23 protein-coding genes are annotated in these 21,049 nt (G+C 34.5%); 12 read left to right on the forward strand and 11 right to left on the reverse strand.

Going from position 1 to position 21,049, the window contains the following annotated elements; all coding sequences use genetic code 11:
• Positions 1-110: 110 nt before the first annotated feature.
• The 4 genes from AC2A1G_RS12730 (at position 111) to AC2A1G_RS12745 (ending at position 2,290) form a co-directional block, all read left to right on the forward strand.
• Entirely contained in the window at positions 111-572 is a 462-nt protein-coding gene (locus AC2A1G_RS12730) for a lipocalin family protein (protein ID WP_484047291.1), read from the forward strand.
• Between the two features lie 62 nt (positions 573-634).
• Positions 635-1,291 (forward strand): GDSL-type esterase/lipase family protein, encoded by a 657-nt coding sequence (locus AC2A1G_RS12735; protein WP_484047292.1) that lies wholly within the window; start codon positions 635-637, stop codon positions 1,289-1,291.
• A 1-nt stretch (position 1,292) separates the two neighbouring features.
• Positions 1,293-1,763 (forward strand): hypothetical protein, encoded by a 471-nt coding sequence (locus AC2A1G_RS12740; protein WP_484047293.1) that lies wholly within the window; start codon positions 1,293-1,295, stop codon positions 1,761-1,763.
• 83 nt (positions 1,764-1,846) lie between these two features.
• On the forward strand, positions 1,847-2,290 hold the full coding sequence (locus tag AC2A1G_RS12745; protein WP_484047294.1) for a lipocalin-like domain-containing protein: 444 nt from the start codon (positions 1,847-1,849) through the stop codon (positions 2,288-2,290).
• Between the two features lie 39 nt (positions 2,291-2,329).
• Here AC2A1G_RS12745 and AC2A1G_RS12750 read toward each other — a convergent pair whose 3' ends face one another.
• The 6 genes from AC2A1G_RS12750 to AC2A1G_RS12775 all read right to left on the reverse strand — a co-directional run bounded on the left by AC2A1G_RS12750 (position 2,330) and on the right by AC2A1G_RS12775 (position 9,724).
• The gene (locus AC2A1G_RS12750) at positions 2,330-3,682 is read right to left on the reverse strand and encodes a DEAD/DEAH box helicase (protein ID WP_484047295.1); all 1,353 of its coding nucleotides are present in this window, start codon (positions 3,680-3,682) and stop codon (positions 2,330-2,332) included.
• Between the two features lie 246 nt (positions 3,683-3,928).
• Positions 3,929-5,536 (reverse strand): ABC1 kinase family protein, encoded by a 1,608-nt coding sequence (locus tag AC2A1G_RS12755; RefSeq protein ID WP_484047296.1) that lies wholly within the window; start codon positions 5,534-5,536, stop codon positions 3,929-3,931.
• A 131-nt stretch (positions 5,537-5,667) separates the two neighbouring features.
• Positions 5,668-6,369, reverse strand: coding sequence for a hypothetical protein (locus tag AC2A1G_RS12760; RefSeq protein WP_484047297.1), 702 nt, complete (start codon positions 6,367-6,369; stop codon positions 5,668-5,670).
• A 131-nt stretch (positions 6,370-6,500) separates the two neighbouring features.
• Positions 6,501-7,175, reverse strand: coding sequence for a hypothetical protein (locus AC2A1G_RS12765; RefSeq protein ID WP_484047298.1), 675 nt, complete (start codon positions 7,173-7,175; stop codon positions 6,501-6,503).
• A gap of 16 nt (positions 7,176-7,191) precedes the next feature.
• Positions 7,192-8,028 carry a prephenate dehydratase gene (gene pheA / locus AC2A1G_RS12770; protein WP_484047299.1) on the reverse strand — a complete coding sequence of 279 codons (837 nt, stop codon included), beginning with the start codon at positions 8,026-8,028 and terminating at the stop codon, positions 7,192-7,194.
• Between the two features lie 193 nt (positions 8,029-8,221).
• Entirely contained in the window at positions 8,222-9,724 is a 1,503-nt protein-coding gene (locus AC2A1G_RS12775) for a GNAT family N-acetyltransferase (protein WP_484047300.1), read from the reverse strand.
• A 115-nt stretch (positions 9,725-9,839) separates the two neighbouring features.
• Here AC2A1G_RS12775 and AC2A1G_RS12780 point away from each other — a divergent pair, with 115 nt between their 5' ends.
• Complete coding sequence (locus AC2A1G_RS12780) at positions 9,840-10,484, forward strand: hypothetical protein (RefSeq protein WP_484047301.1); 645 nt, start codon at positions 9,840-9,842, stop codon at positions 10,482-10,484.
• A gap of 59 nt (positions 10,485-10,543) precedes the next feature.
• On the opposite strand, the gene frr is transcribed toward AC2A1G_RS12780, so the two are convergent.
• Positions 10,544-11,098 (reverse strand): ribosome recycling factor, encoded by a 555-nt coding sequence (gene frr / locus AC2A1G_RS12785; RefSeq protein ID WP_484047302.1) that lies wholly within the window; start codon positions 11,096-11,098, stop codon positions 10,544-10,546.
• Positions 11,099-11,202: 104 nt separating this feature from the next.
• Positions 11,203-11,910 (reverse strand): UMP kinase, encoded by a 708-nt coding sequence (gene pyrH / locus AC2A1G_RS12790; RefSeq protein ID WP_484047303.1) that lies wholly within the window; start codon positions 11,908-11,910, stop codon positions 11,203-11,205.
• A 302-nt stretch (positions 11,911-12,212) separates the two neighbouring features.
• On the opposite strand from pyrH, the gene porQ reads away from it, so the two are divergent.
• From porQ to AC2A1G_RS12815, 5 genes are all read left to right on the forward strand, one after another.
• Complete coding sequence (gene porQ / locus AC2A1G_RS12795) at positions 12,213-13,205, forward strand: type IX secretion system protein PorQ (RefSeq protein WP_484047304.1); 993 nt, start codon at positions 12,213-12,215, stop codon at positions 13,203-13,205.
• Positions 13,206-13,314: 109 nt separating this feature from the next.
• Complete coding sequence (cmk, locus tag AC2A1G_RS12800; RefSeq protein WP_484047305.1) at positions 13,315-13,989, forward strand: (d)CMP kinase; 675 nt, start codon at positions 13,315-13,317, stop codon at positions 13,987-13,989.
• A 92-nt stretch (positions 13,990-14,081) separates the two neighbouring features.
• Positions 14,082-14,426 carry a YtxH domain-containing protein gene (locus AC2A1G_RS12805; protein ID WP_484047306.1) on the forward strand — a complete coding sequence of 115 codons (345 nt, stop codon included), beginning with the start codon at positions 14,082-14,084 and terminating at the stop codon, positions 14,424-14,426.
• Positions 14,427-14,501: 75 nt separating this feature from the next.
• A complete protein-coding gene (locus tag AC2A1G_RS12810; protein ID WP_484047307.1) occupies positions 14,502-14,810 on the forward strand; it encodes a phage holin family protein in 309 nt (102 codons plus the stop codon).
• 4 nt (positions 14,811-14,814) lie between these two features.
• The gene (locus tag AC2A1G_RS12815) at positions 14,815-15,312 is read left to right on the forward strand and encodes a phosphoribosyl-ATP pyrophosphatase (protein ID WP_484047308.1); all 498 of its coding nucleotides are present in this window, start codon (positions 14,815-14,817) and stop codon (positions 15,310-15,312) included.
• A 78-nt stretch (positions 15,313-15,390) separates the two neighbouring features.
• On the opposite strand, the gene AC2A1G_RS12820 is transcribed toward AC2A1G_RS12815, so the two are convergent.
• Complete coding sequence (locus tag AC2A1G_RS12820; protein ID WP_484047309.1) at positions 15,391-16,116, reverse strand: TrmH family RNA methyltransferase; 726 nt, start codon at positions 16,114-16,116, stop codon at positions 15,391-15,393.
• On the opposite strand from AC2A1G_RS12820, the gene tamL reads away from it, so the two are divergent.
• A complete protein-coding gene (gene tamL / locus AC2A1G_RS12825) occupies positions 16,102-18,699 on the forward strand; it encodes a translocation and assembly module lipoprotein TamL (protein ID WP_484047310.1) in 2,598 nt (865 codons plus the stop codon). The two genes, AC2A1G_RS12820 and tamL, sit on opposite strands and share 15 nt — an antisense overlap.
• A gap of 3 nt (positions 18,700-18,702) precedes the next feature.
• Here the strand turns inward: tamL and AC2A1G_RS12830 are convergent, their stop codons facing one another.
• Both AC2A1G_RS12830 and AC2A1G_RS12835 read right to left on the reverse strand, forming a co-directional pair.
• Positions 18,703-19,320 (reverse strand): SanA/YdcF family protein, encoded by a 618-nt coding sequence (locus tag AC2A1G_RS12830; RefSeq protein ID WP_484047311.1) that lies wholly within the window; start codon positions 19,318-19,320, stop codon positions 18,703-18,705.
• Positions 19,317-20,441 (reverse strand): 2Fe-2S iron-sulfur cluster-binding protein, encoded by a 1,125-nt coding sequence (locus AC2A1G_RS12835; protein ID WP_484047312.1) that lies wholly within the window; start codon positions 20,439-20,441, stop codon positions 19,317-19,319. The genes AC2A1G_RS12830 and AC2A1G_RS12835 overlap by 4 nt, the downstream gene beginning before the upstream one ends.
• 29 nt (positions 20,442-20,470) lie before the next feature.
• Here AC2A1G_RS12835 and AC2A1G_RS12840 point away from each other — a divergent pair, with 29 nt between their 5' ends.
• Positions 20,471-21,037 (forward strand): TlpA family protein disulfide reductase, encoded by a 567-nt coding sequence (locus tag AC2A1G_RS12840; protein WP_484047313.1) that lies wholly within the window; start codon positions 20,471-20,473, stop codon positions 21,035-21,037.
• The last annotated feature ends 12 nt before the right edge of the window (positions 21,038-21,049 follow it).

A 21,049-nucleotide genomic window follows, 5' to 3' on the forward strand; every position in this document is an offset into this window, starting at 1 on the left:
AAAAATGAAGACAAAAAGAAATTTTTGCAATTATTAAGCCAAAAATCCTGATTTTCTTTACTAATATTTCAAATTTATTTATATTTTAGCATATTCTTAAAATTGTGAAAATGAAAAAACACCTACTTTTATTTGCCTTTTCTGCATTAGCACTTAATTCTTGTAAAGATGATGACGTTTATGGCTATGAGTTGGATTTATTGAAAGGCGACTGGAAGACAGAAAAAACTGAAATCATATCTGGAGCAGACAATACTACAGTACTGTATACTGATGTACCTACCGGATGCAGTACAAAAAGTACTATTAATTTCAATACCAACAATCAAATCAGAATTCACACATATACTGGAGCAAATGTAAATACTTGCTCTGTCCTTCTTACAGAAGGTACTTTTGAGTATAATGAAGATACCAAAGAGATGGTGATGGATATCAATGGAAGCGGAAAACAGCCTTATGAGGTTGTAATCTTGAGCAGCTCTGAACTCAGACTTAAGCAAAAATCCGGAAATATCGATATGAACGGAGACATGAAAATTGATGTCACGTACATCAAATTTAAAAGATAAATTATTACTCCCGAATCTTTCGGGAGTTTTTTATTACCTTTATACTCCTAAAATTTAATTTGATGAAGAAGATTTTTTCAGTATTCTTACTGATGACGTATGTCTTGTTTTTTGCTCAGGAGGAAAAACCAATGTTCTGGGAAGACATTCAGGAGTTTAAAAAACAGGATCAGGAAAATCAACCAGCTAAGAACTCAATACTGTTAATCGGAAGTTCATCTTTCACAAAATGGACAGATGTAAATGAATATTTTCTTGGAAAAACCATCATCAACAGAGGTTTCGGGGGCTCGAGGCTGACTGATTTAAATTTTTATTCTGAAGACTTACTTTCTCCTTATCAGCCAAAACAAATTATTATTTATTGTGGCGAAAATGATTTTGCAGACAATGCAAAGCTTGAAGCTGATGTTGTTGTAGACAGGTTTAAATCTTTTTACAAAAAAATCCGTAAAAAATTTCCCAATATCGAAGTTGATTTTATTTCAATAAAATATTCTCCAAGCAGAGCGCATCTGTGGCCTCAAATGAGAGAAGCCAACAAGCAGATTGCTAAATTTATGTGGAGAGAAAAAAATGCGGAATTTATTGATATTACAAGAATTATGGCTGATACACAAGGGGCAGTTCGAAAAGAACTTTTTGTAGAAGACATGCTTCACATGACCCCTGAAGGCTACAGACTTTGGAGTATTGTAATGACACCTTATATGAAATAGAATGAAAAGACCCTCAAGAAATACGCCTATCTTTAAAAAATCTCAGGAAATTTATGAAGCTTTAAAAACTATTACTGCTTTATTTCCCGAAGACAATGATTATTTACAGGATGTAAAACATAATCTTTTGGGTGACAGCATGATTATTCAGGCAAAGATTTCCGGTGCCGAAGCTGTAAAATTGTATGACATCAAAATGGAAAATGCTGCCATCATCAGAAAAGCAGCACGAGATATTATGGTGGGCGGTAACAGTCTTGAAATGTTTGGTTTTGAAGATGCAAAATATTACAAAGTGGTACGAGAGCTGGTAGAGGAATTCAGAATTCTGTTTGCAGAATGGGTCGAAGGCTTTAATCCTAAACATTTTATAGTAGATGATTGGGGACTTTTTAATCCACCCGGAATTTCGAGAGATTATGTTCAGCGGGATGACGAGCTCAATTTTCTTTATGAAGATGATGATGAGTAATTATATGGCAAAAGATTTCAGCATTAAACTCACCAATATTTGATAAAAATTTCTTTTATTTGCAGACTTAACAAAATAGAATTATGAAAAAATTATTATTATTTGCCTTAGCTGCAGGTTTTGTTTTCAATTCATGTACTACTGATGACGATGACGATTTCAACAATACGTTTGCATTGGTTGGCGTTTGGCATCCTTCAAGAGAAATCGTGGTTTCGGGAAGTACAGGCATTACACTTTCTAATACCGATTACTCGCCTTGCTACAAAACCAGCACATTGGATTTTAAATCAAACAACACCGTAGTTTCAAATATCTTCGAAAATAATATCAGTGGAAACTGTGTAAGTACAGGTATTGAAACAGTGTCCTATTCTTATGACCATAACGCAAGTAAATTGATTATTGATGGTGAAAATATTGAAATTATAAGCCGAACTGAAAACGAACTTCAGTTTGTCAGCCATTATGATGATGAAGACGGCGACGGCATCGATGATAAAATTATCATTGTAATCAATAAATAGCAAAAAAAACACTTCCGCTAGAAGTGTTTTTTTTTGCTATTATTTCTTACGTTTCGATTTCGAAATTGCTTTTTGCTGTGCTCTGTTGGCTCCGAACTTCTTAGGCGTTTTTCTCTTTGAAGGTCCTCCCCAGTTTTCTTTTTTATTTTTGTCTTTCTTCTCATGGAAAGCTCCACCACCGTCAAAAAGTTTTGCCTGAGCAGGATTTTTCATTACGATTAAATCTTCCTCAGATCCAATTTTCTTAGGATTTATTTTTACTTCTTCAGGAAAATCGATGTACGCCAATTCTTTATCCATCAATAATTCAATATCTAAAGCCAGCTCATCTTCTTTTTTTGTAACAAAAGTGATTGCTTTTCCGTCCTTATCTGCTCTACCCGTTCTACCGATTCTGTGAATATACTGTTCCGGAACTTCAGGAGTTTCAAAATTGACAACGTGTGTAATATCTGAAATATCCAAACCTCTCGCCATGACGTCTGTAGTAATCAAACCTCTTATCTCTTCATTTTCAAAGCGTTTCATTGCTTTTAAACGGTAGTTTTGAGATTTATTTGAGTGAATCACATCAAACTGCTCTGGAAAAAGCTCGTTAATATGTGTGAAAAGTAAATCTGCGTGTTTTTTGTTATTGGCAAAAATCAACACTTTAGACATATCTTCATTGTTTTTCAACAAATGCTCTAATAAATTAATCTTGGTATGGAAGTTTTCAACTTTGTAAGCCGTCTGCTCGATTTTTTCAAGAGGAGTTCCAGATTTTGCCAGTGAAATTTCAATTGGTCCTGCAAAATATTCATCCAGCATATCATCTACAGCTTCAGTCATCGTTGCAGAGAAAAGAATATTCTGTCTTTTTTCTTTCATCATCTCAAAAATATGCGTCAGCTGTGGTCTGAAACCAAGATTCAACATTTCATCAAATTCATCAATGATTAATTTTTGGACTTCTTTTAAGGAAATGGCATTGTCAATCGATAAATCCATAATTCTTCCCGGCGTTCCCACCAAAATATCGCAACCGTCGTTGAAAAGAAGCTTTTGAGTATTGATATTTTTTCCACCGTAAATTCCAATCACTCTTGCAGTAAGATTTTCTGTCAGTTTTTCTACGATTTCTGTTACCTGAACAACCAATTCTCTTGTAGGAACCAAAACTACGATGGTAGGATTTCCTGCTTTATTATATTTCCAGGTTTTTAAAACCGGTAAAAGATAAGCTAAAGTTTTACCTGTTCCCGTTTGTGCAATTCCCATCACATCCCGTCCGGAAAGGATGGGACCGATGCTTTTTTCCTGAATTGGTGTGGGCTCAAATAAATTTAAATCTGCTAAAACATCAAGAACTTTAACCGGAAGGTCAAAATCTGCAAAAGTGAGTTTTTCCATTTTGCAAAGATAGGGATTTAAATTTTGTATTATGAAGAGGGAAGATGGATGATGGAAGCCCGAAGTTTTTGTCAAATAAATATATACAGATACTTTGCAACATTTCTATTAAATTTTAACACATTAGTCAGAAAGTTTTAGTTCACATGTTTGAAAATATTTTAGAGCACATGAGTTTGAAAATCTAAGATTTTCTTTTGCTGCTGTTAAAAAAATCCGTGTAATCTGTGTAATCTGTGCTAAAAATTACTTCCTCAAAATTCTGAGCAGTAAAACAATCACCAAAATTACAGAAAAGCAGAATCCTAAAACCGCTACCAAAGACATTTCACCTATTCTCGGTCCGGATTCTGAAACGAAAACTATCGCTGTTGCAATAATATTTGCACCCAAAATCATCGCCAAAATCAAATTAACAATACTAGATTTGATGAGCTGATTAGTCTTTTCAATATTTTTAATTTCACTTGTAACTGTAAATTTATTCTCATCCAATTTCTGCAATACAGAACGCAATTCTTTCGGGATTTCATCTACATTGTCGGTGAAATTCATCATTTTATCAATTCCCGTTTTAAAAAGATTTTCGGGGGAAAGTTTTCGGGTAAAAATCTTTTTTGAATAAGGTTTTAAACTTTTAACTACATCCAGATCCGGATTGATACTTCTGCCGACGCCTTCTATCAAACCGATTCCTTTAAATAATAGATAAAAATAATCGGGCATGTATAAACGGTTGTCTTTCAAAACGTCTTTCATTTTATTCATCACCACATTGGCATCGATGTCTTTGAGTGACGAACTGTGAACAAAATCAAGAATTTCCTGAACATCATTTTCAAATCTTCTTTCATCGGGAATGCTGTAGCTCACAGACATTTTTTTCAGATAACGAACAATTTTATGTGAATTTTTTGCAACAAAAGCAATGATGAGATTTTCTAAAACTTCCTTATCATTCGGCTGAATTTTCCCGACTGCTCCAAAATCAATGAACACTACTTTTCCGTCTTTTTTCACTAATATATTTCCTCCGTGAGGATCGGCATGGAAAAAACCATAATCTAAAATCTGAGAAACAAAAAGCCTTAGTCCAACTTCAGAAACTGTCACGGGATTGATGCCATTTTCAAGCAAAACATTTTTATCAGTAACTTTTATTCCATCAATAAATTCCATGCAGAGAACTGTATTGTTGGAAAATTCTTCATAAACTTTCGGAACATACGTTTCTTTATTGTCTTTAAAATTTCTTGCAAACTGTAGGATATTTTCTCTTTCATTAATAAGCGAAATCTCCTCCAGCAAAGATTTTTCAAACGTTGAAATCGCCTGTTTAAGATTGAGTTTTTCGCCTAAATCTGTATAAGAATAAAGGAGTTTTATAATATCTTTCAGCAGTAAAAGATCATCTTCGATGTAGGTTTGAACATCTGGTTTTTTTATTTTAAGAATTACTTTTTCTCCAGTCAAAAGTTCTGCTTCATAAACCTGAGCGATTGAGGCTGTTGCCAAAGGGAATGGATTGATAAAGGCAAAATGTTCTTCGGCAGAAATTCCGATTTCGTTTTCCAGAATTTCTTTTACGTTCATTTCCACTACTTCTACCCTGTCCTGAAGTTTCTGCAGCTCCTGAATCAATTCAGGCGGAAGCAAATCTTCCCGATTGCTGAATGTTTGTCCGAGCTTCACAAAAGTTGGTCCCAATTCCTCCAAAACAAGCCTGATTCTTTCATAAACTGTGCCTTTGGAAACCACTTCATCCGTCTGAAAATCTGTATTTTCAGGTTTTTTTCCGCCATTCATTCTTGCCAAAACATCTTTAAACCCGTACTTGCTGAGTACAGAAAACATTTTGGCAGATCTTTTTAGTTTACGTTGCTGTTTATCGAACATATTGTTTTAGAAAATATTTTTCTAAGGTATTCAAAAAATGTTCCTGATGAAAGATTATTTATAGATCATAGCTTGAATCTTTTAAATTATTAAATCACCCTAAAAACCGTCAACAATAAAACCAAGGCTTGCCATCCTAAAATCAGGTAGAAAAACAGGCGGCTTGGTTCGGAAATATCTTTCAGTTTGTCTATGATTTTTGTTTTTAAAATTTCGGTGAAACTTACATTTTCGTCTTTGAAATCAACTTCGTTAAGATCAACTTTCTTTAGTCCGAAAATAATAATCTTTTTCATCCATTTATTTTCTTTGGAATCTTTGATTTCCTGTAAAATTTTGAGCTGAAGTTTGGCTTTATCTGTTCCCTTTTGTAATAATTGTGGCTGATTGGCTTTTACTTTATTCAAAACTCTGTCGATAATCGGGAACAGCAAATCTTCACCTTTATCGGAAATCAACCGATTAATGGTGCGAGTCATCACATATTTGTTACCTAATGTAAAAAGCAGAAAAGGAGCTCCAAAAGCAGTAAGAATGGTTAAGCCAAACGAAATAGGTCTTGCCATAAACAGTACTAAAACCGCCGCCTGCCCACTGGTATGCACCGGACCCCCGCCGTTAGAAAATGTCTGTGCAATAATTAAAATAAAAGTAATGATACACAAAGCGACAATTGACAATTGCCCGAGAAGATTTATCTTTAAAAAACTTAAACTTGCCTTGCCTAAAAGCTTTGCAGAATACTTAAGATGATCAACCGGAGTTGATTTAGATTGAATTTTGTCTATCATTTGTGAAATTTTTAATGAGGTTAATTTACACAAAAAATTTAAATAAAAATCAAACTATTCCATAAAAATACACTCATCATAATGTTAAAAACGTGACATTCACTGTCAGCATTGATGAAGAAAACCGATCTCTAATTACTGCCAAAGACAAAAACCTGTTCAATATCTGCTATGTTTAAAGCATAATCAGAATTTATCTTTTGCAATCTTTCTGCGAACTTTTTAAATTTTAGCTCTGCATTTTCAATCGCTTGTTTCAACGTATCTGTGTCTACAGAAATTTCGTTATGGGTAACTGGCGGTGAAAACGGTTCCTGAATTTGTATATTCACAAAATCAAAAGTAATTTCATGCTTATTTTTTTTGATGTTTGGAAAAGGATGTCCACAATAGAAATAAGAATTACAATCAGGATCCAAGAGGTCTTTCCAGTCATTAAAACCTGAAAGATCTGAGCAACATTGAGGAAATAAAATATCATCATTGTCGATTTTTAAAACGAGTCCACCTCTAAAAGGCAATACCCATTCCTTCAAATTCGTTTGCTCTTCCTCATCTAAATCTTCCATTTCTAATTTAATAAGTTTTACCAAATCCTGGTCTGAAACAGCATCAAATTCACAGAATGAAAATCCGGGCTTGTAAGACTTTAAATCTTTTGAAAACCCTGTTAAAAAATTTGATTCTCTTCTGTAATTCTCCCAGTCATTTGCAAACTTCCAGAAAGGACCTTCAGGTAACTCTAAATCTTCGTGATACGTTGAAATTTCAATAACTGGAACTAATTCTATTTTTTGACTCTTCATTTTTGGTAATTGCACTTCACTCCACAAAAATATATTCATCATAATGTCCCAAAAACTTGACATTGGCTTTTAAGGCTACTAATTCGTCAATTGCATTTTGGGAAAGAATTGGATGCCATTCGCTGTCGACATTGATGAAGAAAAAGTAATTTCCCAGACCTGTTTTAAGAGTACGGCTTTCAATTTTGGAAAGATTCATTTTTCGCCAGGCAAAAACAGATAAAACCTGATGTAATCCACCGGCAAAATCTTCAGGAAGCGTGATGATTAATGATGTTTTTTCTGAAGTTTTCTGAAAGTTTAATTGTAAATCTTCTTTAGTTTTTGAAATTACCACAAACTTGGTATGATTCTGTTCAAAATCCTGAATATTATCATGAATGATTTTTAAACCATACAATTTTGCAGCAGAACGATTGGCAACAGCCGCCCATTTCTCCATAGGATTTTCTGAAACTAACTTAGCTGAAGCCGCTGTAGAATTAAAATCCTGCGAAGAAATTTCAGGATAATTGTCGGTTCTGAAATGATAGGTTTGAGCCAAAGCCTGCGGATGAGAAATAATTTTCTCAAAATCAGAATTCTGTGGATGAATCATTAAATGATGCGCAATCGGCATCACAAGCTCGGTTTCGATAAAAACATCAAAAGTGTAGAGATAATCCAAAGTCATAGAAACTGTACCTTCAATGGAATTTTCCAAAGGAACAACGGCTTTATCAACTTCATTGTTTTTCACAGCATTAAAACAATCCAGAATGCTTGATTGAGGAATTAAATCTTCGTCTGGGAAAATCTGTGATGCTGCTAATTGCGTGAAACTGGCTTGCGGACCGAGGTAGGCTATCTTCATAATTATTTTTGGAAGAGACAATTTAGGAAATTTTGAGGTAAATTATCATTTAAATCGCTAAAAAGATAGCGCTCCTACGAAGCGCCATGAATTTCTACATCTATTTTTCCTACACAGATTTTGCTCCTCTGGAGCAAGTTTTTATTTTGAAAAACTTTAACCTTTTGATTTTAAATCTTATTAAATTAAGAAATTACTTTAGATACGTTTCATACAAATCTGTCCTTCTGTCTTTTAAAATCTGTACAGAACCGTTGTGGTGAAGGTCTTTAAGTAAATTTAAATCTACATCAACAATCAAAGTCATTTCTGTATTGGGTGTTGCCTCACCTTTCACAGCATTGGACGGAAATGCAAAATCTGAAGGCGTGAAAACCGCAGCCTGACCAAACTGAATATCCATATTATTCACACCCGGAAGATTTCCCACACAACCTGCAATGGCAACGTAGCATTCGTTTTCTATGGCTCTTGCGGCTGCACAGTGGCGAACTCTCATGTATGCATTTTGAGTGTCGGTGAGATAAGGTACAAACAGTATTTTCATGCCCTGATCAGCTAAAATTCTTGGCAATTCAGGAAATTCTACGTCGTAGCAAATCACAAGACCTATTTTTCCACAATCGGTATCGAAAGCTTTAATTTCGCTGCCACCCTTCATTCCGTAATATTTCTTTTCGTTGGGGGTAATGTGAATTTTTCTGTACTCATCAATTCTGCCGTCACGATGCATCATGTAAGAGATGTTATACAAATCATTATCATCATAAAAAGGCATGCTTCCAGAGATGATGTTTACGTTGTAACTGATTGCCAGTTCAGAGATTTTATTTTTAATTTCTTCAGTCAGCTTCGCCAGTTCAATCATACTGTCACGTTCAGAAAGATGGTTGAAAGGTGCGAGTAAAGGTGTGTTGAAAAGCTCAGGGAAAAGAACAAAATCCGCCTTGTAATCTCCCATTACATTGACAAAAAACTCCACCTGCTCATAAAATGCGTGAATATCTTTAAACTGTCTCATCTGCCACTGCACCAAACCAAGACGTATAACACTGTCCTGCATCGTACTGATTTTCTTGCTGTAGTAAATATTATTCCATTGAAGTAGAACGGCATTTTCTCTTGAAGACTGATCTTCTTCGAGGTAATTTTTTAAAACTTTTATTGGTAAAAAATTGTTAGATAACTGAAATGAAAGCACAGGGTCGTAAATTTCTTTGTCGCGCACTTTTCTGATGTAATCTCTCGCCGACAACTCATCGCTGTATTTATGATAATGTGGAATTCTTCCTCCCAAAACAATAGCTCTGAGATTGAGTTGTTCGCAAAGTTCTTTTCGTAAATCATACAATCTTCTTCCCAAACGCAGTTCACGATATTCAGGATCTACAAAAACTTCGATTCCGTAAAGCACATTTCCTGAATTTGTATGCGTGTTGAAGCTATAATTTCCCGTAATATCTTTATAAGTATGATCATCACCAAACTCTTCGTAATTGACGATAATAGAAAGCGCAACGGCAGCTAATTTTCCGTCTACGGTAATGCAGATTTGTCCTTTTGGAAATATTTTTGTGAGCTTTTCGATACTTTTTTTAGGCCAAATATAATCAGCCATTGTGGGGTAAGCTCTTTTCATGGTGGCTACCAATTCTTCATGATCATCAACGCTCAGGTTTCTTGCATCTATCTGCATAATTTTTCTTTTAAAGTTAATCTTTTTAAAGTTTAAAACTTCATTTTTAGCCTTTATTTAAACAAGATTTAAACCAATCTGCATCATTTTTGCTGATGAGTTTAAAATTTAAATTATGAAAATCGTATTTGTTCTGCTTATTTCCGCTTTTGCTTTTCAAAGTTGCAGCAAGGAAAAACCAAACTTAAAAAGGGAAGAAAAAACATCAACCCAAGAAATTCAGAGTGTAAAAAATGAAGACAGCATCACCATTTCAACTAAAGAAGATATTCAGAAATATTATGGTGAGTTTCAAGATGAATTAAATAAAAAAGTCTTAGATTCCGTTTCTTTTCAATATGAATGTGATGGAAGAGAAGGAACGGTGACTTATTTTTCTAAGGATTCAAAACTAAAAGTTATAAGAAATGAATATGCGGAATATAGCCATTATTCAGCTGTTGAAAAGTATTTTGTAAACGATGAAGAGCCTTTTTTCATATTTAAAGATGAAACAGTCTGGCAATTTGACGGCGGCTCTTCAGAAAAACCTGAAACAAAAGATGATGTCACAGAATCCAGAATTTATTTAATTAAAAATAAAGTTATTGATTGTCTTGAAAAAAAGTACACTATCCGCTCAGTTGAAAAAAAGAAACCTGATGTTTCAAAAATTCCCAATCAGGCTGTTAAAGACTGCAAAAGTGAAGAATTACTTTTAGAATTTGAAAAACTGATGAAGCATAAGAATGATAAAAAAGGTAGTACACAATGTTTATAAAACAAAAAAGAGATTTCCAAAATGGAAATCTCTTGTATTTTAAGATAAAAGTTTAAAAATCAAACTTTCATAATTTCAGCTTCTTTCGCTTTCAGATGGTCGTCGCAGATTTTCACATATTTATCGGTGAAATCCTGAATTGTAGCCTCAGAATCTTTGATAATATCTTCAGAAACGCCCTCTAATTTTTTTAGTTCTTTGATACCGTTTTGTCTCGCATTTCTTACCACGATTTTGGTATCTTCAGCTTCACCTTTCGCCTGTTTTGCAAGCTCTTTTCTCCTGTCTTCAGTTAATGGCGGTACATTAAGGATAATATTTTCACCATTATTAGAAGGTGCAAAACCTAAGTTTGAATTGATGATTGCTTTTTCAATCGCATTGATTGCCGTTCTGTCCCAAGGTTGAATAGAAATCGTCATTGCATCCGGTACAGAAACGTTTGCAACCTGATTAAGAGGAGTTGGCGCACCGTAATATTCTACCATTACATCCTGAACCATCGCTGTAGACGCACGTCCCGCTCTGATTCTTTGAAATGCATGATCCAAATGCTTTACTGCCGCATCCATGTCGTGTTTTACAGAATCTAATATAAGATCTAATTCTTCCATTATATATTGAAAATTTGAAAAGTTACACATTATTATAAGTAATTGGTAATGAGCAGTGGGTGATGAATCACTTGGCTCTTTTTACTTTTTACCTGATTTTTAGTTTACAAATCAACTAAAGTTCCCACATTTTCTCCATCAACGATTTTCAGGAGATTTCCGTCTTTGTTCATGTCAAAAACGATGATAGGAAGTTTGTTTTCGTGGCTTAAAGTGAAGGCAGTCATATCCATTACTTTAAGGTTTTTCTCGAAAACTTCGTCGAAAGATAATGAATTGTATTTTACGGCATCCGAATTTTTCTCAGGATCGCTGTCGTAGATTCCATCTACTCTGGTTCCTTTTAAAATAACATCAGCTCCGATTTCTATTGCTCTCAAAGTTGCCGCAGTATCGGTTGTGAAATATGGGTTCCCCGTTCCTGCTCCGAAGATTACTACTCTACCTTTTTCAAGATGTCTTACAGCTCTTCTTTTGATGAATGGTTCTGCAACTTTATCCATTTCAATAGCAGATTGAAGCCTGGTTTTAATTCCGGCATCTTCCAAAGCGCCTTGTAAAGCCATTCCGTTGATTACAGTTGCCAGCATTCCCATGTAATCGCCCTGCACTCTATCCATACCTTTTGCAGCACCCGCTACACCACGGAAAATATTTCCTCCTCCTATTACAATTGCCACTTCGCATCCTCTTTCAACTACTTTTTTTATTTCAGCAGCATATTCCTCTAGTCTTTCAGTGTCAATACCATATTGTAGATTTCCCATTAGAGCCTCACCACTCAGTTTTAGAAGGATTCTTTTATATTTCATCTTAATTTTAATAATATTTTTAATGTTGATTTTTTTTAAATTTCAACTCTGCAAATATAAACATTAATAGCAATTATTATTTAGAAATTTTCATGCTGAAAAAGTTTTAGTTTAAGTTTAAATTTTAATAAAATTGAGTCAAATATTATGTGAAATCAGAAAGATTTTAATTACCAAAACAGATAGAAAACTTTAAATCAATATTAAACTTCAAATAATTTTGTAATAAATCGAGTAAATACTTAAACAAATATTTTGATAAGTTCTAAAAAGGATTATTTTTGCATTAATTATATAATGAATTGAAGAAAGTTTTAGTTTTCCCTCTCTTGCTCGCAGGTTTTGTTTCGTTTGCACAAAACGGAACAAATGTGTATCCTTTCTTAAATATTCCCGTATCTGCCAGACAGGCAGCTTTGGGAGGCGATGCAATCTCTGTGAGAGACCAGGATGTGTCATTTGCAATTGCCAATCCGTCTTTATTAAATAAAGATTCTCACATGCAGCTTGCCCTTAACGCAACCGCTTACCTTGCAGATTCAAAATACGGAACCATCGCCTTTGCAAAAGATATGGATAATGGTCATTTTCTTACCGCAAATGCAAGATACATGAGCTATGGAAATATCCCGAGAACTGACGAAAGTGGTTTTGAAATGGGGGAATTTTCAGCTTCTGATGTGGCGGTAGGAGCCGGATACGCCTATCAGTTTGAAGAAAACTGGACGATTGGTGGAGGCTTAAACTTTATTACTTCAAAAATTGATACCTACACTTCTTCTGCTATCGCAGGAAATGCCGGAATCACCTATCATCACAAAAAAAATAAAGAAACAGCTTCTTTGGTTTTCAGAAATTTTGGATATCAATTTAAATCTTTTAACGGAACAAGAGAAGATTTGCCCTTTAGAGTTGACCTTGGTTATACCAGAATTATCCCAAACTTCCCTTTAGCAGTAACCATTACAGCACACGATCTTCAGCAGTTTGATATTTCATCAGAACTTAACGCCAACGGACAGGAAGTGAATATCGGAAGAAAAATCGCCGATCACTTTTCTTTAGGTGCCGAACTTTTCCCAGAAAGAAGCTTCAACATTCGCTTAGGATACAACGTGAGACGGGGAAGCGAACTTGCCGTTGTAGATCAGAGAAATTTCTCGGGTCTTTCCGGAGGTTTTGGGATTAAACTTTCAAGATTCCGTTTAGATTATGCTCACATCAGATATCATAATGCTTCCAATGTAAATCAACTGGGTATTTCTGTGGATTTGACGAGTCGTAAAGGCGAGTAAGAAAATTTCTTACATTTTCTATACTTTTCCCTTAAATTTATAAGATTTAATCTTACAATATACACTGCAATTCTTGATTTTTTAAGAAAATTTCTTGAAATTTGTCTTTATGAAAAAACCGGTAATCGCCATCGACGGATTTTCTTCCACTGGAAAAAGTTCAATCTCAAAAATTATTGCCCAAAAACTTGATCTGGTACATTTAGATACGGGAGCTTTGTATCGTGGAGTGACTTGGTTTGCTCTTCAAAACTGCTGCAAAGAAGACGGGAGCGTTGACCTTGATGATTTATTTAACAACTTTCATCACATTCATCTTGAATTTAAAAATATCGGAAATGAATTGGTTCTTTTTCTGAATGAAATCAACATTACAAAAGAAATCAGAAGCAATGAAGTTTCAGATAATGTAAGTAATGTGGCCAAACAGGCTGAAGTGAGAGAATTTTTGCTTGGCTACCAAAGAAAACTGGCAGAAAAAGGGGGAATCATCATGGATGGCAGAGACATCGGAACCGTAGTTTTACCAAATGCCGATTTTAAATTTTTTCTTACCGCCAGCATAAACGAGCGTACAAAAAGAAGATACCAGGAACTTTTGAGTCTGGGAATTCCAGCAGATGAAAATCAGGTGAAAGAAAATCTGATTGAAAGAGATAAAATAGACAGCGAAAGAGAAGTGGCTCCCTTAAAACAAGCTGAAGATGCCATCGTTATTGACAATACAGAAATGACAAAAAAAGAAACCATCGAAAAGATATTAAATTATGTGGAAAATTTTTAACAGATTTTAATATTCATTTCCATTGATTGGTATATTAATTGCAAACTTACTAAACAACAAACCGAATATATTAACCATTAAAAAAACAAAAAATGTCTAAAAAAGGAAATACAGCAGGAATTTTAGCAGGATTATTAGCAGGTGCCGCAGCTGGCGTAGTTTTAGGAATGCTTTACGCTCCTGAAGAAGGTAAAGAAACCAGAAAAAAAATTAAAACTAAGGCTAACGATCTTAAAGATCAGGCTAAAAATAAATACGGAGAAGTTTCTGACAAAGTGAAAGAGCAATATGAAAATATTTCCACTACTTTTAAAGATACTGCCAATAATGTAGCTCATACCGTAAAAGACGGATATGACAAATATAAAGATCAAATCGTATCTAAAACTACTGACGTAGTGAAAGATGTGGAAAATGGTCTAAACGACTTGAAATAATTTATTTTCACAATAATATAGTTGAAGGAACTTTGAATTAAAGTTCCTTTTTTTGTAACTTTAAAAATAAAAACAATGGTAGAAACTCTAAAAGAATATGCAACAAAAAGGCTAGATCTTATCAAGATACAGGCTACCGAAAAAACCTCAATTTCTGCAGGAATTATAGCTTATCTTATCATATTCCTTATCGCATTTGCCTTTTTTATTATCTTATTCAATTTTGGATTGGCGTATTTGATTGGTAAAGCTTTAGATAATACCTCGTACGGCTTTATGATTGTTGCTGCGTTTTATGTTGTGGTGATGATTGTGGTTGTCGTTTTCAAGAAAAAAATAGTCAATATAATCGCTGATAAAGTGGTGCAATTTATAAATCATTAATATTATGAGTGTAAATTTTAACAGTCTTGAAGAGCTTAAGAGAAAGAAAAAACTTTTGCAGGCAGAAGTAGATGATTTGGAAGCGATTCTGACATTCAAAAATGCTAAAGAAAGTCTGAGTGCTTTTACCAACGGTTTTACAGACCAATATCTTAAAGAAAAAACAGATGAAGACGGTGAAGAGAAAACCGTTTTGAGAAAAGATGTGATTGCAAAACAAGTCAGTTCCGAAGTTAAAAATCTTATTTTCAACAAAAATACAGCGATCGGATTGGCCAACTCAGCTTTTAAAGGTGATGCTTTAGAAGGCATTATAAAATTGGGAACTACAGCTTTGGTTGCTAATTATGCCAAGAAAAATCTGAAAAGCAGCAATTGGAAGAAAAAAGCAGTTGGTGTTGCTTTGATTTACTTAGCTCCTATTGCACTTAAGTTTGTAAGAAACAAATTGGAGGAATATCAAAAAAGGAAAAGTGTTTCCAGCATGGAACAATTGATTTGAAAAATCAGGTTAAGACTGAGATTAAGGAATGAAATGCATTTTTCTTAATCTCAGTTTTTTTTGTCAAAAATTCCAGATTTATTTTGAAAAAAGCTGTCCTAAAATAATTCCGGCAGCCATAGAGACATTAAGGCTTTCTGTAGATTGTGATTTTCCAAATCTGGGGATGCAGACACTTTCAGAAAGAAACTTTTCGGTTTCAGGACGCATTCCGTTGCCTTCGTTTCCTAAAATCAGATTCAGTTTTTTTGGCTTTTTAAAATTATAAATATTTTCTCCGGTCATATCCGTTCCAATATTCCTATTTTCTGTTTGAGACAAATAATCAACAAGGTTTTTATAAACAATATTCACCCTTGTAAAAGATCCCATTGTAGCCTGAATCACTTTAGGATTATAGTAATCTACTGTATCTTCACTGCAAATAATCTGCTCAATTCCGAACCAATCTGCCAGACGGATGATTGTCCCAAGATTTCCCGGATCCTGTATGCCATCCAAAACAATTTGAAAATCTTTTTCCTGAAATTCTGATTCTTTATTTAAATGACAAACTGCTACAGAATCTTTTGGATTTTGAAGAAAACTTATTTTTTTCAATTCACTTTCGGTAACTGGTATGCCTGAAATATCTTTTAAATCTAATTTTTCCGGATCAGTAGAAAATATTTCTTTAATTTTATAGTTAGAATCAGAAAGTTCGGAAATGATTTTGTTGCCTTCAACCAAAAACAAATTGTATTTTTGCCTGAACTTCTTTTTATCAAGAGACTGTAAAACTTTTATTGTATGAGCTGTAAGCATTATAAGAAATCTCCTCAAAAATATTATAAAAATCTATCATTTGCAACATTTATTATTCTACTTTATGCCTGCAGCACAACCAAGAAAGTTCCTGACGGGGAATATCTTCTTACCAAAAACACCTTTGAATTTGAAGATGCAAAACAGCCTTTTGATGATGAGCTGAAAGATTACGTACAGCAAAAACCCAACAAAAAACAACTTTTATTCGTACCGCTGAGTCTTTGGTTTTATAATGCGGCAAATCCAAAATACGATACAATTTTAAATGAATACATGACATATCCCAGCGAAATGAGAAATCAAAAGCTGAGAGATTCACTTTTTACAAAATATAATATGCAAAGCAGTGTGGGAAAAAGTTTGTTTATGGACAGACTCTACCACAATTGGGGAAGTGCACCAATCATTTTTGATGAAACCAGAACTGAAAAAAGTGCAGCGTCAATTGAAAACCGCCTTACCTACAGAGGTTTTTGGGATGCAGAGGTGAAGGCATCTGATAAAAGAGATTCTGCCAACAAAAAAGCGACTGTCAACTACACCATCAAGCACAACTCTCCCACTATTATCAAAGATTATTATTACAACATTACAGATCTTGGAATTAAGACACATTTCAAAGATAATATTTCAAAATCTATTGTAAGAAAAGGTGAAATTCTTGATCAGACCAATCTTGAGAAAGAAGTAACGAGAATAAACGACATCATGCGTAGCCGGGGTTATTACAAATTTAACAGCGCCAATAATGAAGTATATTTTGTTGCTGATTCTTTAAAGGATAGAAAAAACATTCCGCTAACGCTTGAAATTCATAAAGACTCAGTAAATACGCCTTACAAGGTCGCGACTATCGGAAATATTGATGTTGCGGTAGTAGATGATATTTCAGATTATTATGAAAAGAGAACCACTAAAGATAGCTTACGAAGAATCCGTTTTCACAAAACTGATGATCGTTACAAAAATCAGGCTTTGTGGCGTGCGGTAATTGAAGATAACAAATCTGTCTACGATCAGAAAAAACTTAATCTTACCAAACGTAATTTTTCAGCAATGAATAACTTCAGTATTTTGAAAAGTGAAGTTGATTACCGAAAAAATGATGGCGGAAAAGTAAGTGACAGTATTCTTGATGTTTTATATATTTTAAAACCTTTAGATAAATATGAATTCAAGCTTGGAACTGATATCAATTATTCCCAACTATTAAATTTAGGGATTTCGCCCTCTGTTGATCTTACAACAAGAAATATTTTTGGAGGAGCTGAGAACCTTTCTACAAGCCTAACCGGAACGTTTGGAAGAATCGTAAACCCGAGAGATATCGACAAAAGAATTGGTGCTTATGAGATTTCTGCACAGGCGTCACTTCAGTTTCCAAGACTATTATTGCCTTTTTCATACTATAAATTGATTCCTAAGCGATACACTCCTACTTCATCGATTGTTTTGGGAGCTTCTGTTCAGAATAATATTGGTTTGGGAAGAGTCAATTTTAATACCGGTCTAAATTATTTTGCCAATGTCAATGATCAGGTTTCACACAGACTTTCATTATTCAATACACAGTTTAGTTTAACCAAAAATAAAGACAGCTATTACGATTTTTTCGTAGGTGACGAAAACATCAGAAAAGCCGCTTTTGCAGATTATTTTGTCTATAATCCTCAAATTGAACAGCAATTTAATGCCGGTCAGCTTACAAGAGATCAGGTTTCTATGATGATTATTGAAGATCAGGGTTATGTAAACACGCTTGACCAGACAAAGGCAGACCGTTTGGTAGCATTTACAGGAACTTTGGTTAATAAAGACAGACAGACTCAGGATGTTGTTATTTCTTCAATGATATACAATTTTGTTTATAATGAAATTGGTAAAAAAGACTACCCGAATGCATTTTATTTTAACGGAAAAGTGGAATTTGCAGGAAATATCCCAAGTATTTTTAATCAGAAAAGAGATGAGGGAGGCGTGGTAACCAGTCCGCAGAAAACGATTTTTGGAATTCCTTATGCTCAGTTTGTGAAGTTCGATTTTGATGTCAGAAAATACTATAAAATCAACGGAAACCAGACATTGGCTCTGAGACAGTTCGTCGGTGTCGGAATTCCTTACGGAAACTCTTCATCGATGCCGTTTGTACGTTCTTATTTCAATGGGGGTTCCAATGATATCAGGGCGTGGGTTGCCTTCGGTGGTTTGGGGCCTGGAGCTTCTCAGATCGATGAGCGTGTTCGTACTTATTTGATGGGAAATGTAAAACTGACAACGAATATTGAATACCGTCTGCCATTCAACGACATGTACGAAGGAGCCATATTTACAGACATCGGAAATATCTGGAATCTCGAAGACAGCGGTTTTGATGACCAGTTTAAATTCAACAAATTCATCCGTCAGATGGGAGTAGGTAGTGGATTGGGATTGAGAGTAAATATTGCTTACATCACTTTAAGACTGGATCTTGCCTACAAAATTTACGATCCAAACAAACCAGATTCAGAAAGATGGAGGCTGAAAAATTTTGAACCGTTTAAGCCTACGATGAATATTGCATTCGGATATCCGTTCTAATTTTTAATCAGGCGAAATACCTAAAACAAAATAAGCAACAGCAGCCACTCTTGCCAAGCTTTCTCTGGATTGATTTCTGTAAAAACTCTCTGGTTTTGTGACATCCTGAGCATCAAATCCCAAAGCATTCATAGAATTGTTTCTGGCAAAAAAAAGTGCTCTCAGATTATGAAAACCTTGAGAAACGATGATTACATTTTTCTTTTGGTAAGTATTTTTACAGCGGAGAATACTTTTATAGGTGTTAAAACCTTTTGGATCTTCTACAATAATGTGTTCGGGAACTCCTTCCTGGTAAATCAGGTAGTTTTTCATTGCGGCAGGCTCATTGTAGCCCTTACTCTTCTCACCGCTTACAATGATGGTTTTTATTTTCCCGTGATGATAAAGTAGTGCCGCTGCATCCATCCTTTTGGTAAAATACGGGTTAGAAATGCCGGAACGCATTCTTGGCGAAGTTCCCAACACCAAAGCAACCTCACGTGGCGGAATTTTTGAAATTTTGGTGTACGTTCTTCCGTTGGTAAGACCAAAAACCCATGCATTGCACAAAGCCATCAGCAGAATTACAATTTCCGCTGACAGAAAAATAAATTTGAATATGTTTTTAATGATTCTCAACTGAAATCAAAATTAAGCTTTATTTTTTTAGTTTTAGCTATCGACATACAAGCTAAAATTTTCCCTTGTGCTTCTTCTTTTTCCGTTAAATATTCATTTTCCAAAAGCTCAACTTCTCCTTCTTCCAAAAAGCACTCACAACTTCCGCAGATTCCAGACTTACAGGAATAAGGAAGCTGGAATTTCTGACTTAAAAGCTGTTGCAGAATTTTCTCTCTGTTATCGGTAAGTTCAGTTTTAAAATATTTCCCAAGCGTTTTAAACTCAACCTGAATATTTTCTATCAAAGGAAACTCCTTTTCTACAGGATAAATATCATCATTAAATTCTTCAAAGAGCTCAAAATGAATATTGTTTTTAGGAATTCCGTGATGGTAACAGGCATTGGCCAGACTTTTTATCATTTCTCCCTTTCCACAAATCAATACTTCATCTACTGCATCCCAAATTGTTGATTCTTCATCAGTATCGTCCAAATGCAGAATCTGATTGATGATTAAATTTAATTTTTTCTCATCAAGTCTTCCTGAAAAAAACGAGTTTGCTGTATTTTCCCTTGAGAAAAAGTAGAAAATCTGCAACCTGTCGCCATAAAAACGGGTAAGATGATCCAATTCTTCACGATACGCCAAATTTTCAAAGTTCTTGTTCCCGTAAAAAAGGAAAAGCCTCGTTCTCGGTTCGTTGTGAAGAATATTTTTAAAATGACTTAAAATCGGAGTAATGCCAATTCCCGCAGCAAAACTAACAATCGTTCTGAACTCGCTCGGTTTTGAACCTAAAGTAAATCTTCCTGCTGGCTTGCTTACAAATAAGAAATCACCTTCTTTAAAATTCTTATAAAGTTTTGAAGCACTGCTTTTTTCAGAACTGATTTTGACTCCTAAAGATATTTTCTGTTCAAATGGAGCCGAAGTTATTGAATAGTCATTAATAAATTCTGTACCATCTTCCTCAAAAAAAACACTAACAAACTGCCCGGAATTAAACGCAAAAAGCAATGCCAAACCCTCAGGAATATCAAATTCCAAAGAGAAAGTATTTTTGGTCAGGTCTCGCTTTTTAGCTATTTTTAACGGATGAAATTCCGTAAGTTTGCCTTTATAAATTTGCTGTTTCATAAGTTCATTCCAAAAATAAATAAAAAAATATGAAGACAATCATTTTGTCAGCATTTGTTTTGGTCACTTTGTCGGCATGCAAAGAGAAAAATACGAATCAGGATACAGCTCAAGATACAATTTCCGAAAATGTAGATTCTGTTGCAAAAACAGAAGATCAACCTGCAGCAAAGCCTTTACCCATGATTACTGTACAGAAAGCAGCAGACTTTTTGGGAAAGAAGAATGACACACTTTATGTAACTAACTTCTTTGCAACTTGGTGCAGACCATGTGTTGAAGAAATTCCACATTTTAAAAAGAAAATTGATGAATTTAAAAATCAGCCTGTAAAAATTACTTTTGTAAGTCTAGACCAGAAAGAAGTTTGGAATTCTAAAGTTCCGGCTTTCACTCAAGAACATGGTATTGAAAATAATACAGTTTTATTGGACGGTCAACTTTTAGATCAAAACTTTTTTTCGTCGAATTTCAAAGAATGGACGGGCAGTGCGATTCCATTTACCTTCATGAGAAAAGGTGATAAAACTGACGAAACTCTGGGAGGCATCAGCGAGCAACAATTAAATGAAAAAATTGCCAAGCTTTTAAAATAATTTTGAAGATTA

This window comes from Chryseobacterium sp. HNCC26DJ240 (assembly GCF_057180485.1).

Coding starts and splice junctions, on each gene's coding strand:
- AC2A1G_RS12730 (WP_484047291.1), top strand. CDS start 111: ATGAAAAAACACCTACTTTTATTTGCCTTTTCTGCATTAGCACTTAAT.
- AC2A1G_RS12735 (WP_484047292.1), top strand. CDS start 635: ATGAAGAAGATTTTTTCAGTATTCTTACTGATGACGTATGTCTTGTTT.
- AC2A1G_RS12740 (WP_484047293.1), top strand. CDS start 1,293: ATGAAAAGACCCTCAAGAAATACGCCTATCTTTAAAAAATCTCAGGAA.
- AC2A1G_RS12745 (WP_484047294.1), top strand. CDS start 1,847: ATGAAAAAATTATTATTATTTGCCTTAGCTGCAGGTTTTGTTTTCAAT.
- AC2A1G_RS12750 (WP_484047295.1), bottom strand. CDS start 3,682: ATGGAAAAACTCACTTTTGCAGATTTTGACCTTCCGGTTAAAGTTCTT.
- AC2A1G_RS12755 (WP_484047296.1), bottom strand. CDS start 5,536: ATGTTTTCTGTACTCAGCAAGTACGGGTTTAAAGATGTTTTGGCAAGA.
- AC2A1G_RS12760 (WP_484047297.1), bottom strand. CDS start 6,369: ATGATAGACAAAATTCAATCTAAATCAACTCCGGTTGATCATCTTAAG.
- AC2A1G_RS12765 (WP_484047298.1), bottom strand. CDS start 7,175: ATGAAGAGTCAAAAAATAGAATTAGTTCCAGTTATTGAAATTTCAACG.
- pheA (WP_484047299.1), bottom strand. CDS start 8,028: ATGAAGATAGCCTACCTCGGTCCGCAAGCCAGTTTCACGCAATTAGCA.
- AC2A1G_RS12775 (WP_484047300.1), bottom strand. CDS start 9,724: ATGCAGATAGATGCAAGAAACCTGAGCGTTGATGATCATGAAGAATTG.
- AC2A1G_RS12780 (WP_484047301.1), top strand. CDS start 9,840: ATGAAAATCGTATTTGTTCTGCTTATTTCCGCTTTTGCTTTTCAAAGT.
- frr (WP_484047302.1), bottom strand. CDS start 11,098: ATGGAAGAATTAGATCTTATATTAGATTCTGTAAAACACGACATGGAT.
- pyrH (WP_484047303.1), bottom strand. CDS start 11,910: ATGAAATATAAAAGAATCCTTCTAAAACTGAGTGGTGAGGCTCTAATG.
- cmk (WP_484047305.1), top strand. CDS start 13,315: ATGAAAAAACCGGTAATCGCCATCGACGGATTTTCTTCCACTGGAAAA.
- AC2A1G_RS12805 (WP_484047306.1), top strand. CDS start 14,082: ATGTCTAAAAAAGGAAATACAGCAGGAATTTTAGCAGGATTATTAGCA.
- AC2A1G_RS12810 (WP_484047307.1), top strand. CDS start 14,502: ATGGTAGAAACTCTAAAAGAATATGCAACAAAAAGGCTAGATCTTATC.
- AC2A1G_RS12815 (WP_484047308.1), top strand. CDS start 14,815: ATGAGTGTAAATTTTAACAGTCTTGAAGAGCTTAAGAGAAAGAAAAAA.
- tamL (WP_484047310.1), top strand. CDS start 16,102: ATGAGCTGTAAGCATTATAAGAAATCTCCTCAAAAATATTATAAAAAT.
- AC2A1G_RS12820 (WP_484047309.1), bottom strand. CDS start 16,116: ATGCTTACAGCTCATACAATAAAAGTTTTACAGTCTCTTGATAAAAAG.
- AC2A1G_RS12835 (WP_484047312.1), bottom strand. CDS start 20,441: ATGAAACAGCAAATTTATAAAGGCAAACTTACGGAATTTCATCCGTTA.
- AC2A1G_RS12840 (WP_484047313.1), top strand. CDS start 20,471: ATGAAGACAATCATTTTGTCAGCATTTGTTTTGGTCACTTTGTCGGCA.